At 60.7% G+C, this 16,038-nt stretch carries 14 protein-coding genes; 7 read left to right on the top strand and 7 right to left on the bottom strand.

The features are described 5' to 3' along the window. Positions 1–22: 22 nt before the first annotated feature. The gene (locus NKI29_RS07445) at positions 23–808 is read right to left on the bottom strand and encodes a TetR/AcrR family transcriptional regulator (RefSeq protein WP_352569887.1); all 786 of its coding nucleotides are present in this window, start codon (positions 806–808) and stop codon (positions 23–25) included. Positions 809–829: 21 nt separating this feature from the next. Between NKI29_RS07445 and NKI29_RS07440 the strand changes: the two genes are divergently transcribed. Further along, a complete protein-coding gene (locus NKI29_RS07440; RefSeq protein ID WP_352569886.1) occupies positions 830–1,648 on the top strand; it encodes a class I SAM-dependent methyltransferase in 819 nt (272 codons plus the stop codon). Between the two features lie 74 nt (positions 1,649–1,722). Further along, complete coding sequence (locus tag NKI29_RS07435; protein ID WP_352449075.1) at positions 1,723–2,196, top strand: GreA/GreB family elongation factor; 474 nt, start codon at positions 1,723–1,725, stop codon at positions 2,194–2,196. Here the strand turns inward: NKI29_RS07435 and NKI29_RS07430 are convergent. The 4 genes from NKI29_RS07430 to NKI29_RS07415 all read right to left on the bottom strand — a co-directional run bounded on the left by NKI29_RS07430 (position 2,193) and on the right by NKI29_RS07415 (position 6,439). Then, positions 2,193–2,582, bottom strand: coding sequence for a type II toxin-antitoxin system death-on-curing family toxin (locus tag NKI29_RS07430; protein WP_352569885.1), 390 nt, complete (start codon positions 2,580–2,582; stop codon positions 2,193–2,195). The two genes, NKI29_RS07435 and NKI29_RS07430, sit on opposite strands and share 4 nt — an antisense overlap. Continuing rightward, entirely contained in the window at positions 2,579–2,800 is a 222-nt protein-coding gene (locus tag NKI29_RS07425) for an AbrB/MazE/SpoVT family DNA-binding domain-containing protein (RefSeq protein WP_095496758.1), read from the bottom strand. The genes NKI29_RS07430 and NKI29_RS07425 overlap by 4 nt, the downstream gene beginning before the upstream one ends. 76 nt (positions 2,801–2,876) lie before the next feature. Then, a complete protein-coding gene (gene scpA / locus NKI29_RS07420; protein WP_352569884.1) occupies positions 2,877–5,000 on the bottom strand; it encodes a methylmalonyl-CoA mutase in 2,124 nt (707 codons plus the stop codon). Beyond that, complete coding sequence (locus tag NKI29_RS07415) at positions 4,997–6,439, bottom strand: methylmalonyl-CoA mutase subunit beta (protein ID WP_352569883.1); 1,443 nt, start codon at positions 6,437–6,439, stop codon at positions 4,997–4,999. Before NKI29_RS07415 ends, scpA begins: the two co-directional genes overlap by 4 nt. Before the next feature lie 275 nt (positions 6,440–6,714). Here NKI29_RS07415 and NKI29_RS07410 point away from each other — a divergent pair, with 275 nt between their 5' ends. From NKI29_RS07410 to NKI29_RS07390, 5 genes are all read left to right on the top strand, one after another. Further along, entirely contained in the window at positions 6,715–8,247 is a 1,533-nt protein-coding gene (locus NKI29_RS07410; RefSeq protein WP_352569882.1) for a helicase HerA-like C-terminal domain-containing protein, read from the top strand. A gap of 434 nt (positions 8,248–8,681) precedes the next feature. Next, positions 8,682–9,719: a YncE family protein gene (locus tag NKI29_RS07405; protein ID WP_245274791.1), complete on the top strand. Its 1,038-nt coding sequence runs from the start codon at positions 8,682–8,684 to the stop codon at positions 9,717–9,719. Positions 9,720–9,851: 132 nt separating this feature from the next. Beyond that, positions 9,852–10,121 (top strand): c-type cytochrome, encoded by a 270-nt coding sequence (locus NKI29_RS07400; RefSeq protein ID WP_352532616.1) that lies wholly within the window; start codon positions 9,852–9,854, stop codon positions 10,119–10,121. 801 nt (positions 10,122–10,922) lie between these two features. Continuing rightward, positions 10,923–12,065, top strand: coding sequence for an MFS transporter (locus tag NKI29_RS07395; RefSeq protein WP_245274795.1), 1,143 nt, complete (start codon positions 10,923–10,925; stop codon positions 12,063–12,065). 811 nt (positions 12,066–12,876) lie between these two features. Further along, positions 12,877–13,068, top strand: a complete 192-nt coding sequence (locus NKI29_RS07390; protein ID WP_023679340.1) for a DUF6494 family protein — start codon at positions 12,877–12,879, stop codon at positions 13,066–13,068. Positions 13,069–13,488: 420 nt separating this feature from the next. Here NKI29_RS07390 and NKI29_RS07385 read toward each other — a convergent pair whose 3' ends face one another. Together NKI29_RS07385 and NKI29_RS07380 are read right to left on the bottom strand one after the other, a co-directional pair. Then, positions 13,489–14,385 carry a hypothetical protein gene (locus NKI29_RS07385; protein ID WP_352795762.1) on the bottom strand — a complete coding sequence of 299 codons (897 nt, stop codon included), beginning with the start codon at positions 14,383–14,385 and terminating at the stop codon, positions 13,489–13,491. Between the two features lie 199 nt (positions 14,386–14,584). Then, positions 14,585–15,640: a hypothetical protein gene (locus tag NKI29_RS07380; RefSeq protein ID WP_031213483.1), complete on the bottom strand. Its 1,056-nt coding sequence runs from the start codon at positions 15,638–15,640 to the stop codon at positions 14,585–14,587. Positions 15,641–16,038 lie beyond the last annotated feature (398 nt).

The following is a 16,038-nucleotide window of genomic DNA, read 5'->3' as shown; positions in this document are numbered from 1 at the left end:
GTGAAAATCTGACGCTTGGCCCCTATTCGATCCTCGTTGGCTCGGCGATCACCGCATTTACCCCGTTGAAGGCAAGTTGCAGGAATATCTGGTCGATCTCCGCGGGAGACAGCTTCGTATCCTTCTCAAGCCACCAGTGCATCACTTCAAAGAACGCGCCAACGATGAAGCGTGTGGCGATCTCAAGTCTGACTCCGCCTTCATCACCTTGGATATTCGCCAACTCATGGCGAACCTGCCTGCTTATCCAGCCGCGGATCTCTTCTGGCATTTCGCGCTTTTTCCCGCCCATCAGCGCACGGTGCATCTCCCGCGTGGCAAGAGCATGCTCGAACACCGGACCGCTGAAGGAAAAGCCCTTGGCATTTCTCTGCGAATGGCGTTCGGCACCACGTGCCTGCAAGCCCTTCATATGCTCGTCGATCGTTGCTTTCCTCAAGCGGTCCTTGTCGGGATAGTGCGTGTAGAAAGTCGAGCGGCCGACATCGGCTTCCCTGCAGATGTCCTCGACCGTGATCGCCGTATATCCCTTCTCGGCGGTCAATCTGAAAAGCGCCTGCTGCAGTCGGCTGCGGGTCCTGGCGACCCGACGGTCGATCGGTCCGGCTGGCATCGGCAACATCCTTTTCCGGCCAAAGGACACCAAATCGTCCAGTATTGGGCGCGTCGGTGCGATGTGGCCAGTAAAACTGATACTGGACACACTGTCCAGTATCCTATGCTCTTGCGGAAGGCCCGGCGCGATGCCCGGCTGGCCGGAGATAAAGCAATGCACCAACGTCTTTTCGGAACAATAGTTGGAGGGCATGCGCTAGTCGCGCTCGTCAAAATGGCCGTGGTGCTCGCGGCATTTTTCTCGTTGGGACAGGCAAATGCGGTCTTTTCCTTGGGAGTTCCCGTCCTCCTGCTTCATGCTGGTGCACTCGTCGTAGTCGCGAGCTTATTGATATGGCAAAGCGCTCACGGGCGGCTGTCCGCCAAGGACCGCAGACCGGCCGCCGGCGAGGAGAAGGCGCCGCATGTCGGCATCACGCTTCATTCCGCCGCCCTGTACGATATGCTGGCGTGGCTTCTGACCTTCGGTCGCGAACGTGCTTTTCGCGAAAGGATATTAAGCTTTGCGGAGCTGAATCCGGGAGAAGTGGTCCTGGATGTCGGGTGCGGCACCGGCACCACCGCGCTCCTCGTCAGACAGAAGGTGGGGCCGGAGGGGCGTGTGGACAGCGTCGACGCCTCCGCCGAAATGGTTGCGCGCGCAACGGCAAAGGCCCGGCGGGCAGGGTTACAAGTCGGGTTCTCGACCGCCACCGCTCAGGAACTGCCTTTCAAGGACGGGGAATTTGATGTCGTCCTCAGCACGCTGATGTTCCACCATCTTCCAAAGAAGGGCCGCGAGGAATTCGGCAGAGAAGCCTTCCGCGTCCTGAGGCCGGGCGGTCGTGTGCTTATCGTCGATTTTGCGAAACCGCCGCGCCGGAAGAGCACCTTTCGGCTCCACCGGCATGGTTACGTCGATTTGGACAAAGTTGCAGCGGATCTCGGTCGGCACGGCTTCAATATCGTTGAGCAAGGCGACGTCGGAACCAAGGGGCTCCGCTACCTAGTTGCGCAACCGGACCCCAAGCGGCTGTTAAACGTCGGGTATTGAACCCAGATTTCCGTCACCATCCTCTTCTTCAGCAATGGCTTGTGGAGTCGTCGCGCCGGGCCTAAGTTCGTCGGATGAGCAGGGCCTTCACCCGCGAGGAAGACAGCGAAAACGCCATTGCCGGCATCGGCGAGCGGCCGATCAGCCATCACCGCAATCTGGTCACGGAACGCGGCATGGCGCTGATCGATGCCGAGGTGGCCGCTCTGCGCGACGAACTGGGCAGAGCCGAGAAGAGGGCCGACCGCGAGCGCATCGCGCTGGTCTCGCGCGATCTCCGCTATTGGACGGCACGGCGGGAAAGCGCCGAGCTTTCGGTGCCGGAACCGGGCAGCGACCTGGTTCGTTTCGGCATGGGTGTCACCCTGGAAAGCGACGACGGCAAGAAGGTGCACTGGAAGATCGTCGGCGAGGACGAAGCCAATCCGGGCAAAGGGACAATTTCCCATATGTCGCCGATGGCGATGGCGCTGTTCGGCAAGAAGATCGGCGAAATTGCCGTGGTCAACGGCAAGGAATGGGAGATCGTCAAGCTCTCCGACAGTTAGTCTTCGAGCTTGACGACATGATCGCGGAAGAACGCCGCGGCACCAGCTTCGTCGATTTCGCCGGCGGCGACGCCCATGACGAATTCGTAAAGCATGCCGTTATTGGCCGTCAGGGCATAACCATTCACAATCAGAAATGCGCCGGCAGCGACAATGGCCGTGCGTTTGTTGCCGTCGACAAAGGCATGATTTCTGGCAATGCCGAAGACATAGGCGGCTGCGAGTTCCTCAACCGACGGGTCTCCGTAGTTGGCCTTGTTTTCGGCGCGAGCGAGCGCCGATTCGAGGGCATTTTCATCCCTCAAGCCTTGTGCTCCGCCGTGTCGGCGCAACTGCTCCGCGTGCATGGCTTCGACTGCACGCCGCGTCAGAAACTCCCAGCTCATTCGGCGAGCTTCTGAAGCGCGACCTTGTATTTGTCCATCACCTCGCGGGCAGCTTTCATTTGCCGCTCGAAGCTGTCGTCCACCGGCTTCAGCGCAAGACCGTCACCTGTTTCAACGATTTGAAGCTGGTCGCCGGCCTTCAGGTTCAGACGATCGAGAAGCTCCCTCGGCAGGATCACGCCTTCGGAATTGCCGATCTTGCGAATGGTCGTGTTCATGGTGAAGCATCCTGTTGCAACGCTGATTATAACTCAGCGTGTTTCTCGTTACAACAGACAGACATTATAACAAGCGTCAGCCGGCCTGCAGCAGCCGATCCATCAGCCGGTCCGCCGCTTCCGGGATGACCGTGCCGGGCGGGAAGATCTCAGTGGCGCCTGCCTGCCGGACTGCATCGTAATCCTGCGGTGGAATGACGCCGCCGGCGACGATCAGCATGTCGTCGCGGCCGAGCTTCTTCAGCGCCTGTTTGAGTTCGGGAATGAGCGTCAAATGGCCTGCTGCCAGCGACGAGGCGCCTACGATGTGCACGTCGTGCTCGACCGCCAGCCTGGCGATCTCGTCCGGCGTCTGGAACATCGGCCCGACGGTGACGTCGAAGCCTAGGTCGGCAAAGGCGGTGGCGATCACTTTCTGGCCGCGATCATGGCCGTCTTGCCCCATCTTGGCGACCAGAATGCGCGGCTTGCCGCCGGACTTCTCCTCGAACGCGACGATCTTGTCCTGCAGCCGGTCGACCACCGGATTGTCGCCGAGCGCGTTGCGATAGACGCCGGAGATCGTCTGCACCGAGGCGACATGGCGGCCGAAAACCTTTTCCAGCGCCAGCGAAATCTCGCCGACCGTGGCGTTGGCGCGTGCGGCCCGGATGGCGAATTCCAGCAGGTTTCCGTTACGCCCGGCAGCACGGGTAAGCGCATCGAGCGCGCTCTCGACGGCGGCGACGTCACGCGTGCCTTTCAGCCGCTGCAGCTTCGACAATTGCCGCGCCCTGACTTCGGCATTGTCGATCTTCAGCACGTCGACGTCGATGTCCGTGCCGGGACGGTGAGCATTGACACCGACCACGATCTGTTCGCCTGAATCGATGCGCGCCTGGGTGCGCGCGGCAGCCTCTTCGATGCGCAGCTTCGGTAGGCCCTTTTCGATCGCCGCGGCCATGCCGCCGAGGCTCTCGACCTCCTCGATATGCGCAAGCGCACGCGCCGCCAGATCATGCGTCAGCCGTTCGAGATAGGCAGAGCCGCCCCACGGGTCGATAATCCGCGTCGTGCCGGATTCCTTCTGCAGGATGAGCTGCGTGTTGCGGGCGATGCGGGCTGAGTGGTCGGTTGGCAGCGCCATTGCCTCGTCGAAGGAATTGGTGTGCAGCGACTGCGTGTGGCCTTGAGTGGCGGCCATCGCCTCGATCATGGTGCGGATGATGTTGTTGTAGGGATCCTGCGCCGTCAGCGACCAGCCCGAAGTCTGGCAATGGGTGCGCAGCGACAGCGAGCGCTCGTCTTTTGGCGAAAAGTTCTTCAGCATCAGGCTGGCCCACAAAAGGCGCGCTGCTCTCAGCTTCGCGACTTCCATGAAGAAATTCATGCCGATCGCCCAGAAGAAGGAAAGGCGCGGCGCGAAACGGTCGATGTCGAGACCGGCCGCGACGCCGGCGCGCGCATATTCGATACCGTCGGCAATCGTGTAGGCGAGCTCGAGATCCGCCGTCGCTCCCGCCTCCTGCATGTGGTAGCCGGAGATCGAGATCGAATTGAACTTCGGCATGTGCTTCGACGTGTAGGAAAAAATGTCCGACACGATCCGCATCGAAGGTTTTGGCGGATAGATGTAGGTGTTGCGCACCATGAACTCTTTCAGGATGTCGTTCTGAATGGTCCCAGTGAGATCCTTCTGCGCGACGCCCTGTTCCTCCGCCGCCACGATATAGAGCGCCATGATCGGCAGCACCGCGCCGTTCATCGTCATCGATACCGTCATCTCGTTAAGCGGGATGCCGTCGAACAACTGGCGCATGTCGAGAATGGAATCGATGGCGACGCCGGCCATGCCGACATCGCCGGCTACGCGCGGATGGTCGCTGTCGTAGCCGCGATGCGTGGCGAGATCGAAGGCGACCGACAGGCCCTTCTGGCCGGCGGCAAGGTTGCGACGGTAGAAGGCGTTGGACTCTTCGGCCGTCGAGAAGCCGGCATATTGCCGGATCGTCCAGGGTTGCTGGACATACATCGTCGGATAGGGGCCGCGCACGAAAGGCGGCAGGCCCGGATAGGTATCGAGGTGCGGCAAGCCCTTGAGATCGCCCTGGTTGTAGAGATGCTTGACGGCAATGCCTTCCGGCGTCATCCGCTGGCCTTTGACCTCGACCGGCACCCGCCGTGGCGGCGACCAGCCGATCTGGCTGAAATCCGGGATCATGGTACGGCTCCGATCGACTGATCGATGCGGATCGGAAATAGCGGCTCGCACACCGCAACGCCTTCGGTGAAGGCAGGCCGCCGCTCCGCCGCCAGCGTCTCGACCGGACGCTCAGTCTTCGACGGGTGCAGCGTCGTGCCGACGATCGCCCGTTCGCCCGCCTGGTAGGCAGTGTTGCGGCGGGCGGAAGCTGCCTGGACGCGTTTCTGGATATGGCCTTGCTCGAGGCTGGACAGCACGCCGCCTTCCGCCTCGATCTGCTGGAACTCTTGCCAGGCCGCCGCGCAGAGCTCCGAAGTCAGCGCCTCGACGGCGCCCGAACCGCAAACCGGATCGGCGACGTGGTCGATGTGGCTTTCATTGGCCATGATCAGTTGCGCGTTGCGGGCAACGCGGCGAGCAAAACCCGCGGGTAGGCCGTGCGCGATCGTGTGCGGCAGGATGGCGATCGAATCCGCGCCGCCGGCGGCAGCCGCGAAAGCGGCGATGGTGGTGCGCAGGATGTTGGTTTCCGGGTCGGCCGCCGTCATCATCCGGAAGGAGGTTTCGGCATGGATGCTGGCGGTGGAGGGCGGTATCGAGCAGGCCTCCTGGACACGCGCCCACAGCCTGCGCAACGCCCTGACCTTGGCCGTCGAAACGAACTGGTCCTGGTCGACGCTGAGCGCAAAACCGATATGCGGCGCCGCGTAGACGAGCGGCTGGCGCGCCTTCTCGAACAGCCTCAAATAGGAGACGGCCGAGGCGAGCATGGTGCCAAGCTCCTGCGCCTCGGTGGCGCCGGCATTGTGGAATACCCGCCCGTCGGCCTCCAGCAGCACGCCGGGCACACCCATCGAAAAGAAATGCGCCAGCGATTGCGGCATCGAAGCCTGTAAAGCCTCGATCGACATGCGCAGCCTGCCGGTCCCGGCAAAGATCGCCGCCGGATCTATGCCGAAGGAGAGGTTGAGCTTTGCCGGGTCGGAGCGGCGCTTGGTCAAAAACGCCACCAGCCAGTCGGCCACGGCACGGCTCCAGGGATGGGCGTCGATGCGGATCTGGATGCGGTTGAGCGGCACGCCGTCGAGCACGCCCTCCAGCGCCTCCGCCGTCCTCGGCAAGCCATAGCCGAAGGCGTTCGGCGCACCCTCGAAGACAAGCGACAGTCCGGTGGCACCCTGCGCGACGTCTTCCAGCGCCTGCGCACTGGCGCGGCCTATGTCCGGATCGTCGATGCGCTGGCTGACGATCCACGGTGATCCCGGGTTGGCGCGCACGACAGGCTCGGCGGTTACCGAACGCTCGTAGAGCGGCTCGATGCGGATGGCGTCGTCCGTGTGCGAGACGAGCTTTTCCTCGAAGGACCCGCCGGCCAGCGCCTTCTCCGCCAGCGCCAGCCATCGTTGCCGGTCGACGTTCGGAAGTTCGGCATCCTGGGTCAAGGCACCGGCGCCCATCGGTTCTCCTCGTTCTAGCGGCCGCAGCGGCCGACTATGTCAGTCTACGGTCCCCGGCCCGATATCACAATGCAGCACACATGCCGTGCAACACGCCTTCCGTGACGGTGACCGTCAACCGATTGCCAAACATGGGCAGGTTCCGCAAGCTCCAAAAGCCATTTTCGACGGTGCCCATTGTCGCTGCGCAATGGCCTCACTATACCTGCGGCGGGGCTCCCTTTTCTTCAAGGGATCAGGGCATTCAACCCTATAGGTTTGCGGAGACCGGACACATGGCCGACGATACCAGTATCTTCATAGGGGCCAGCCGCAAGCCGGACGACAGCTATCAGCGGCCCGAACAGCTTTTGCTGCAGTATGGCAATCGTCACGGCCTGGTCACCGGCGCGACCGGCACCGGCAAGACGGTGACCCTGCAGATATTGGCCGAGGGTTTCTCCAATGCCGGCGTGCCGGTATTCTGCGCCGACATCAAGGGCGACCTGTCGGGTATGGCCATGATGGGCACAGCGCAGGATTTCCTGGTCAAGCGGGCCGAGCAGGTCAAGCTCGATCCCTACGAATTCCAGGAATTCCCGGTCATCTTCTGGGATCTGTTCGGCGAGCAGGGCCACCCGATCCGCGCCACCATCTCGGAGATGGGGCCGCTGCTTCTGTCGCGGCTGATGAACCTCTCCGAGGCGCAGGAAGGCATCATGAACATCGCCTTCCGCATCGCCGACGAGGAAGGCCTTCTGCTGCTCGACTTGAAGGACCTGCAGTCACTGCTGGCCAACATCGCCGACCGCGCCGAAGAGATCGGCGCCCGCTACGGCAATGTGACCAAGCCTTCGGTCGGCGCGATCCAGCGCACGCTGCTGGTTCTGGAGCAGCAGGGAGCCGCGAATTTCTTCGGCGAGCCGGCATTGCGGATATCCGACATCATGCGCACCACGCGCGATGGACGCGGCGCCATCAGCGTGCTCGCCGCCGACAAGCTGATGATGAATCCGCGGCTCTATGCGACGTTCCTTCTGTGGCTGATGTCGGAACTGTTCGAGGAACTGCCGGAAGTCGGCGACCCGGACAAGCCGAAGCTTGTCTTTTTCTTCGACGAGGCACACCTTCTGTTCGACGACGCGCCGAAGGTGCTGATCGACCGCGTCGAGCAGGTGGTCCGGCTGATCCGCTCGAAAGGCGTCGGCGTTTATTTCGTCACGCAAAATCCGCTGGATATCCCTGAAACGGTGCTGGCCCAGCTCGGCAACCGCGTGCAGCACGCACTTCGTGCCTATACGCCGCGCGAACAGAAGGCCGTCAAGACGGCGGCCGAGACGTTCAGACCCAATCCCGATTTCGACTGCGCAACCGTGATCACGCAGCTCGGCACCGGCGAGGCGCTTGTCTCGACGCTGGAAGCCAAGGGCGTGCCGTCCATGGTGCAGCGAACGCTGATCCGCCCGCCGTCCTCGCGCCTTGGCCCGATCACGCCCGACGAGCGCCGCAAGCTGATCACAGAGAGCCCGGTTGCCGGACAGTACGACCAGACCGTCGATCGCGAATCGGCCTTCGAGATGCTGCAGAAGAAGGCCAAGGACGCCCAGGAGGCACAGGCGCAGCAACAGGACGCAGGCCGTTCGCGCTGGACCATTCCCGGCTTCGGCAATGACGATCCCCAGCCGACCGGCGGCCGCCGCGCGCCGCGCCCCTCCAACCGCCAGACGGTGGCGGAGGCGGCGATCAAATCCATCGTGCGCTCGGTCGGCTCGTCGGTCGGACGAGCGATCGTCCGCGGGATTTTGGGGAGCCTGTCCAGGGGGCGGTGAGGGGGCATCGGACCCGAAGGCGGGCATCTGTGTTGGCAAATTCTGTCTTGGCATCAAGCGCCAGCAGCCAGATCTGGTGGACAGAGGACGGCGGCTATGCGCCATTTGCCGACCTTCATTGCGTTTCTCCAAACCTGCCGTTCGCGCTACAGCCTGATACGACCATCAGCGGGCATAGCTGCGTCCTTGGCTCGGCGCTAATCAGTGCCGCTATCGCTTGGTTACGTCAGGGTAAAAATCTGATGCTGGACATCAGAGGTCGAACGGTCGGAGTCGACCACCCAAAACCGAAGTTCAATCCGCGACACTATCCAATTGCCCGTCGCTTGTAATCAAGAGGTCATTGGCCTAATCTGAACTGAGGGGATGAGCAGTCTCCCCTTCAGACGGCTTCCGTCAAGCACTGCGCAAGATCCTATTGAGGGATGGCGCGCGTGGATGGCAGGTTCCTTTCAATTGCACTTCACTTATTGTCGCGAATTGTCGCAACTGCTTTGATGGCTGCGGCAAACCTGCCGGTTGCGACGTTTGACGCTGCGGGCCAAGGCACGGAGCCGCCATTACGGCTCGAGGCCAGAATCCCACTCGGAGATGTGCGCGGCCGCATCGATCACATGGCGATCGATTTAAAGAGGCGGCGCTTGTTCGTTGCAGAACTCGGCAACAACAGCATGGCGGTGGTCGATCTCACCCATCGAACCGTGCTTCGCACAATCAAGGGATTACGGGAACCACAAGGTGTCGGCTACCTGCAAGGGACCGACACCCTGTATGTCGCGAATGCCGGCGACGGCTCGGTTCGATTGTTTCGAGGAGCCGATTATGCCGCTATCGGCAAAGTCGACCTAGGGGAAGATGCCGACAATGTTCGCGTGGATAGCGCGACCAATCGGGTCTTTGTGGGGTATGGCAGCGGTGCGCTGGCTGTCATCAATCCCACGACTAACCGGAAAACCGGCGATGTGCCGCTAAAGGCGCATCCCGAAAGTTTTCAGCTCGACGCGAGGACGAGCCACGTCTTTGTGAACCTGCCGGACGTTCATTCAATCGCGGTCGTCGACCGCACATCACTGGCTCAAATCGCAAGCTGGCCGACCGCCGGTTTGGCCGGTAATTTTCCGATGGCGTTGGACGACCCTCACCAGCACGTCCTTATAGCTTTTCGCCACCCTGCGTGGCTCGGCATCTTCTCCATGGGAGACGGTTCGCTCGTCGCGACTGCGAAGATTTGCGGTGATGCCGACGATGTTTTCGTCGACTCGAAACGGCAGCGAGCCTACATCAGCTGCGGAGACGGATTCATTGACGTGCTGGATACCCGGGACCCGCCATATCGACGCATCGCGCAGATTCCGACTGTGTCCGGTGCGCGCACTTCGCTCTTTGTTCCCGCGCTTGACCTGCTTCTTCTCGCGGTTCGAGCGGGCGGAGAGCAGCTGCCGGCAATCTGGGCGTTTCGTCCAACACCTTGAGGTGCGCACCCGTGTGGACGACGTTTTCCTGTTGAGCTGCATACCGATTGCCTATTCGGCATCGGGCGGAGATGCTTCAATGGCCAGGAGCTCTAAGCACTCAATCTCTTGCATCACCTTTCCAGCGATACCTTGCAAATCGCCGTACATGCCGACGGTCGACTCGATTACGCCTTGTTGGATGATGCTGAGCTCTATTGGATCATGCAAAACGGCATTAAAATGACCGGGATGCCTGCGTTTGGTTCAACGCACAACCAGGAAGAGCTATGGGCGATGGTGGCCTTTACCCGACGTCTTCCAGAGATGTCGCAATCGGAATACGAGAAAATCACCGAAGCCTCTGAAGGGCATCATCAGGCTGGAGGTGAAGACCGTGCACCGGCTGCGTTTCGCAAGTGAGTCGTACAGGGACTGCGGAAGGGCGGTCGTGATCGCTATCCGGTCGTGGCGACAAAGGGCCGCCTGATCCTCGGCTGTAGATCGTGTTCGCGCATCAGGCGACGAATCTTCCCTGCCGCCCAGGGCGGTGACGCTTGATAGCCAGGTTCGAATTTGTCGCGGAGGGCGCTGCTGGGATCACCGGTCCTAACTTGGTAAGACGTGGGTAGGTTGGATTGTCCGGTTCAATTGGTCATGACTGCCACGCAACGTCCGCGTCCGCGACCACGATCTGACGGAACTTCTTCCGCGATGGCAGCCTTCTTTTCAGGTTGCGACAGACGCAGGACATCTTCGAGACAGAGCGCGCCGCCATCTCCGCTGCCGCCGTCCCGCGCCGCGAATTCACGCGGGCCAACTTGAGGACTACCTGAGGACAACCGGGGCGACGCGTTGGTGTATATGACGCTCGGCACGGTGAAGTGGGTGGAGCTTGGTGTCCGCACGTCCTGTATGCAAGGTCACGGGCAGGTTCTGACCCTATTCCCGACCTTGACAGCCAAGCGCAATATGCGCCAGTTGCGTCTTCGGTCGTTGCAAGCCTTGACACGATATGAATCAGCATTGTTGGGCGGCAGCCTGAGGATTGAAACCGATATTCGCCTCGCTGGAATGTCTAACGCGACTCCGTCATGATCTTCCGGCCCTGTCGAGCGACGCTGCCAAAGCCGGTGACGCCAACGCAGGTGATGAGGGCAGGCTAGATCAGTGCAGCAGATCCGCCCGGCGACTTTTCTTTTTGCGGCCCGAGCCTTGCGCGACATGGGCGACGGCTTTGTGGCCGTTCTGTTGCCGGTCTATCTCCTCGCATTAGGCTTCGCGCCTCTGCAGGTCGGCATCATAGCAACCGGATCGCTGCTCGGTTCAGCGCTCTTAACCATCGCCGTCGGACTCCTTGGTGCCCGACACGATCACCGCCAACTCCTGTTTGCCGCCGCCAGTCTGATGGTCGCCACGGGTGTGGCCTTTGCTGTGGTCCACGACTACGCGCTGCTTTTGGTGATCGCCTTCGCAGGCACCATCAACCCGTCGGCCGGCAGCGTCAGCGTATTCGTGCCCTTAGAGCATGCCGTGCTCACACGCGAAGTCACCGACGCCGCGCGGACCAAGATGTTCGCGCGCTACAGCCTTGTGGGTGCGCTCGCAGCCGCGGTTGGCGCGCTCGCTTCGGTGACACCTGATCTTCTGGCTCCAGCCGGCCTCGATCAACTCACCGGCATCAAGGCGATGTTCGTGCTCTATGCGTTGCTGGGCCTGCTCGGCGGTCTCCTTTACGCGCAGATCCCGCAGCGCCGTCCAACGTCGGACTCCGGCAGCACGTCCGCGCTTGGCCCCTCGCGGAATATCGTTTTCAAGCTTGCGGCCCTTTTTAGCCTTGATGCCTTTGCCGGCGGCTTCCTCGTCCAGTCGCTGCTTGCCCTGTGGCTTTTCGAAAAATTCGACCTGTCGCTTTCGGAAGCGGGCTTTTTCTTCTTCTGGTCCGGCGTCCTTTCGGCGTTCTCATTCCCCGTTGCCGCCTGGCTGTCGCGGCACATCGGACTCATCAACACGATGGTGTTCACACACATTCCGTCCAGCATCGCCCTGATCCTGGCGGCCCTTGCGCCGACGCTCCCTCTGGCGCTCGCCCTGCTGCTGATCCGTGCCGCGCTTTCGCAGATGGACGTCCCGACGCGCTCATCTTACGTCATGGCGGTCGTCACGGAGGCGGAGCGGGCAGCCGCCGCGAGCTTCACATCGGTCCCGCGCAGCCTGGCTGCCGCAGCCAGTCCCGCCCTGGCGGGCGCTCTGTTCGCTGCCTCGTTCCGGGCTTGGCCCCTCCTCATCTGCGGTGCACTGAAGATCGCTTACGATCTGCTGCTGCTGATGCAGTTTCGGCACCTCAAGCCGCCGGAGGAACGCTGATATTTGGGTGCTTGACGGGGAGGGGTCAATCGCGAAGGCAAATGTTGGAAAGATCGTCGATCACTTCGGCTCTGACTCCGGACTTGTCGAATGCCTGATGTGACCCGACATCCTCGACGCGATGCCTGCAGACCATCACCCGCAGCGCAGCAGACAACGAAAGTCTCCGCTGGGCTCTGCCGATCAGGCAGGCCGTGCTTTGTAAAAGCGGCACCAACCATCGGGGCTGATTTCACCCGCGACAATCTAGGATGCATTCGGCTTCAGGAAATGGGTGCACCCGGCGCAGCGGCGACCTTTGTTTGGAACATCCTAATAAAGCGCCACAGGCTTTGGGGTTGTTTCGGCGCCGCGCGCCGCAGGCTGACCTGTCATGCAGGAAGCAAGCCCACCTGCACCGGCAAATCGCCGCGCCGGTCGTCGACGCCTTAAGAAATTTCCGGCGAGACAGCGCTTGGCCTGGCTTACGTTGTGCCGACCCGCAATTTATCTCACCACGATCTTCTTTAATGGTCTTTCCTCCCAATCGAACCCAAAGAAGCGCCGAGTGCTGATCAGATCGATTTGAGGTACTCGATCAGATCACTCTTTTCCTGATCGGTCAGATCAAGGCCGAGATGGCCGTCATAGTGCTCCTTCTGCGCAAGACGTCGATCGGTTCCACTCCTCCTGCCAGGGGTCGATCAAGTTTAAGGACCCGACGTCTCCTCCCGGCTCGAGGTCTATTTCAATAAAACCGTACGTCACCGTCCTGCTTCCTTGATCCCTTGCCTTCCCTTACAATCCCTTCCGGACACAGAGGAGTTCCGCCATGAGCGAAGACGCCGTCAACATGTCGATCCGCAAGTTCCTGAAGGAAGTCGGCGTCACCTCACAGCGCAAGATCGAGGAGACGGTGCGCGAAGGGCAAATCGGCGGCAAGAAGCTGAAGGTCCGCATGACGCTGACGGCGGAAGGCACCGGCCTCAACCACGTGGTGGACGGCGAGATCGAACTTCCATAAGCCGGGCGAAGCGACCTAGCGAAACGTCCAACGCGGCCGAAAGCCGTCGAGACGGATCAGCGGTTGGAATGGCGTCTGGCCGGGTCGATGTAGTACCGCTCACCCCACGCTCTTGCGACTCTGAGGGAACGCGAAAGACCGACCCAACCAAGCCGTTTGACCCGCGCTGGCAGCTGCTGAGTAGGCGAAGTCAGCATCGCCTCGATCGCGCCACGAACGGTCATTGGTCAGCTACTAACGGAATGTCTCGATCCCATTACTTGCCGTTCGATAGCGCGGACGGACATAACAGTCACGTGGCCTCATTGCGATCATGAGGCGTGCACCCTACCATTTGCCTGGCGGCCTTTAGGGGTCATCACCGTCGGGGGAGGCGTCTGCGCTGCCACCTTCTAAAACGTCGTCGCTTGCGACGCGGTTCTACTTACCGGCGTTGCTCAAGCTGAACAGATCGACGCGATCACGAGAGGGTAGCTCCGGCTGGTCCGCAACGACGAAAGCAGTCTTGTTCCAGCTAACGTCGAATTGGTCGAGCTTACTCACTAGCTTCCTGCGCTCTGCGGCGGAATGCAGCGCTTTGAGTGCCTGCGTTTCATCGGTGCTGATCCCGAGCAACCTTCCACCCGTGGCAGTAAGGTAGGCCAGCAACCAGCCAATAACGAAAGAAGCCGCTCGAATTATTGGCGTTGTGTCCAACAGCAGCGAAACAGAGAAGATCGAGCCCAAGACCACACCAATGCCGATTCTGACGGCTCTGTTGCGGCGAAGGGTCCCCTCGACATCAGTGCAAAGGGCCTCAATCGCATAACGGTCCTCACGGTGCTTGGCCTCCAGCTTTGCGCCCAAGATTGTTGCTTCTTGCTCCCTCTCCTTCTGTATCGTCTCAATTCGTTCATTGACCTTGTTTAACCGTTTTTTCCCTTCGGCTTTTGCCTTGTTGACCGCTTCCAGCCCTTTCTGACGTTCCTCTTCGAGGTGCGGATGCAGCATCTCCTGCCACAAAAGCGGGAGGTTTTCCTCGGTCACGACGTTGGACACACCTAGCGTTTTATCCATGAGGGCCTGCGCGCTGCGATCCTGCGAAATCAGCAAATCGAGCTGGCGGCTCTTGTCGTCATCCCCCAGCGCATCAGTGAGCCGCTTCACGGCCGCTACCACTCCCGGACGGATCGCGAGCACATGTTCGCAGCTTGCCAGCAGCATTCGTTTTGGAATGTTGAGATCACCGGCCCCCATGCCTGTGCGGAGCCAGATGGCGGTCGCAAGTACGCGGCGATGAACGACGGGCGGCACCGTTTCGTCAGGCAGTCCGCTCATTTGGACACACGCTCGGCGGACAATTTGGGCAAGAAGACCGTTCCGAGTCAGGCCGACCGCGTGCGACTTGAATATGTCTCGGCTAGTTCTGCCCCGCCGCTGTCTGACAATGAAGGCAGTGATGTCGGTGTCGTGTTCACGCGCCAACGGATTCTCGGCGTAACTGAGCCTGCCGTAAAGGTCCTGCCAGTTGTCCTTGTTAAAGAACTGGTGCTCGGATGGCCTGCTCCCGGGTTCGATACGTAGCCTTCACACCCACTGCGTCCAACAGGGGAGCAGGGTTGCGCGACACCTCGTTCACATACTCCCGCAAGACCTCACGCCTCAATAGGGCATGCGCAGTCGGGCCTGTAGGGCGCGGATTCTTCAAGACGGCTTGCAGGTTATTCTTTATCTCGTCGAGGCTCTGCCCGAAAATTCGAACCGAGGCCCCGATCCTGATGAGTTCGGCCACGACAGGGGCAGTGTTCTCGCGCGCCAACTTCCCGGAGACACCGAGAAGTTCCATCGCAACTGGCGCATCCAGATAGACAACGAGGTCGGTCTTATCGACCGAGGTCACCGGCTTCACAAAGTCCTGAACGACCTCGGTCAGAAGCCCGATAGCTGCAATCCGGGCAAGTACCTCAGCACTGCCTTGGTTCTCCTCGATTGCATGTTTGACGAAGCGCGCGCACAGGAATTTCTCTTCGTCTCGGAGGGAGGTCGTATTGGGGATTTCTACTACCTGCCGCAGCTTTCCTGACGCATCCGGTTTGACGCCCGCTTTGAACTCGATGCTCTTCTCGCTGAACGCTTCGACGTAAAGGAGCCATTCGACAAGGATGTCCTCGAACTCTTCGACGTCTCGGGGGATTGTAGTGAGTGGCGAAAGCGCTTCGGAGAACTCCTTAAACTGAGTGGCGATGCGGCGTAGCTCAGCCTCAACGGTCTGAGTGGATGCATCCGGCTCGCCGTTGTCAGCCATCTGAATCGTATACGTGGTATCCTTGGCACCTGCGATGTCAGCAACAATCCAGCCGTGACGCTCTAAGTAAGGGACAAATGTCTCGACCAGATCGGAGTTGAAGTTCCACTTGTACATATCGCGAATTGCTGCGGCGATGACATCTGGGTCGAGTTTGCTGCCATTGTGACGGCGCAAGATCGGATCGAAGAACGGCAGCAACCCTTCCAGCACGTTTCCGCTGTCATTTCCGAGTGCAGACAACGCCCCGTAAATGCGAACCGCCGACCGAGTAAGTTGCGTTGCCATGACCCGTATTGAACCGTTGCCTACGGTTGCAGACTAAGGGTCAACGTGGTCGCAGGCTACTGCTTATTGTGCATGTCAAGATGATCATGGTCGGTAATTGTTATGGTCAACGTCGCGGATAGACGCGAACAGCTTCCACCTCTCTTAGCCAAATCAATCCGAAGCGATCCGGCGCCCTAGTGGACGCTCCGCTTCCGAGCCGAGGCGTCGCAGTATGGTCACATCGGGGAAGGTCCGCTTCCGCTCATCGCAAACAGCCTCGAACCGTCGGGCTGAATGACCGCAAACAATAATCCATAGCCGACGATCGCGATCACTGGCCTTGGAATGTCTGGCAAGGGTCAGGAGCGCTGGTTGCGCTCAACGTCGGGTTTCGGGAAGGAGAAACGGCCCAGGAC

The sequence above is a fragment of the Mesorhizobium sp. M0678 genome (genome assembly GCF_040320505.1).
Lineage (GTDB): Bacteria > Pseudomonadota > Alphaproteobacteria > Rhizobiales > Rhizobiaceae > Mesorhizobium.
Note: the sequence above shows the minus strand (reverse complement) of the source record. Positions and strands in the feature narration are given on the sequence as shown.

What these genes read in the sequence shown, in the direction of transcription:
- NKI29_RS07445 (WP_352569887.1), bottom strand. Translation starts at nt 808, where the DNA reads ATGCCCTCCAACTATTGTTCCGAAAAGACGTTGGTGCATTGCTTTATC.
- NKI29_RS07440 (WP_352569886.1), top strand. Translation starts at nt 830, where the DNA reads ATGGCCGTGGTGCTCGCGGCATTTTTCTCGTTGGGACAGGCAAATGCG.
- NKI29_RS07435 (WP_352449075.1), top strand. Translation starts at nt 1,723, where the DNA reads ATGAGCAGGGCCTTCACCCGCGAGGAAGACAGCGAAAACGCCATTGCC.
- NKI29_RS07430 (WP_352569885.1), bottom strand. Translation starts at nt 2,582, where the DNA reads ATGAGCTGGGAGTTTCTGACGCGGCGTGCAGTCGAAGCCATGCACGCG.
- NKI29_RS07425 (WP_095496758.1), bottom strand. Translation starts at nt 2,800, where the DNA reads ATGAACACGACCATTCGCAAGATCGGCAATTCCGAAGGCGTGATCCTG.
- scpA (WP_352569884.1), bottom strand. Translation starts at nt 5,000, where the DNA reads ATGATCCCGGATTTCAGCCAGATCGGCTGGTCGCCGCCACGGCGGGTG.
- NKI29_RS07415 (WP_352569883.1), bottom strand. Translation starts at nt 6,439, where the DNA reads ATGGGCGCCGGTGCCTTGACCCAGGATGCCGAACTTCCGAACGTCGAC.
- NKI29_RS07410 (WP_352569882.1), top strand. Translation starts at nt 6,715, where the DNA reads ATGGCCGACGATACCAGTATCTTCATAGGGGCCAGCCGCAAGCCGGAC.
- NKI29_RS07395 (WP_245274795.1), top strand. Translation starts at nt 10,923, where the DNA reads ATGGGCGACGGCTTTGTGGCCGTTCTGTTGCCGGTCTATCTCCTCGCA.
- NKI29_RS07390 (WP_023679340.1), top strand. Translation starts at nt 12,877, where the DNA reads ATGAGCGAAGACGCCGTCAACATGTCGATCCGCAAGTTCCTGAAGGAA.
- NKI29_RS07385 (WP_352795762.1), bottom strand. Translation starts at nt 14,385, where the DNA reads ATGAGCGGACTGCCTGACGAAACGGTGCCGCCCGTCGTTCATCGCCGC.
- NKI29_RS07380 (WP_031213483.1), bottom strand. Translation starts at nt 15,640, where the DNA reads ATGGCAACGCAACTTACTCGGTCGGCGGTTCGCATTTACGGGGCGTTG.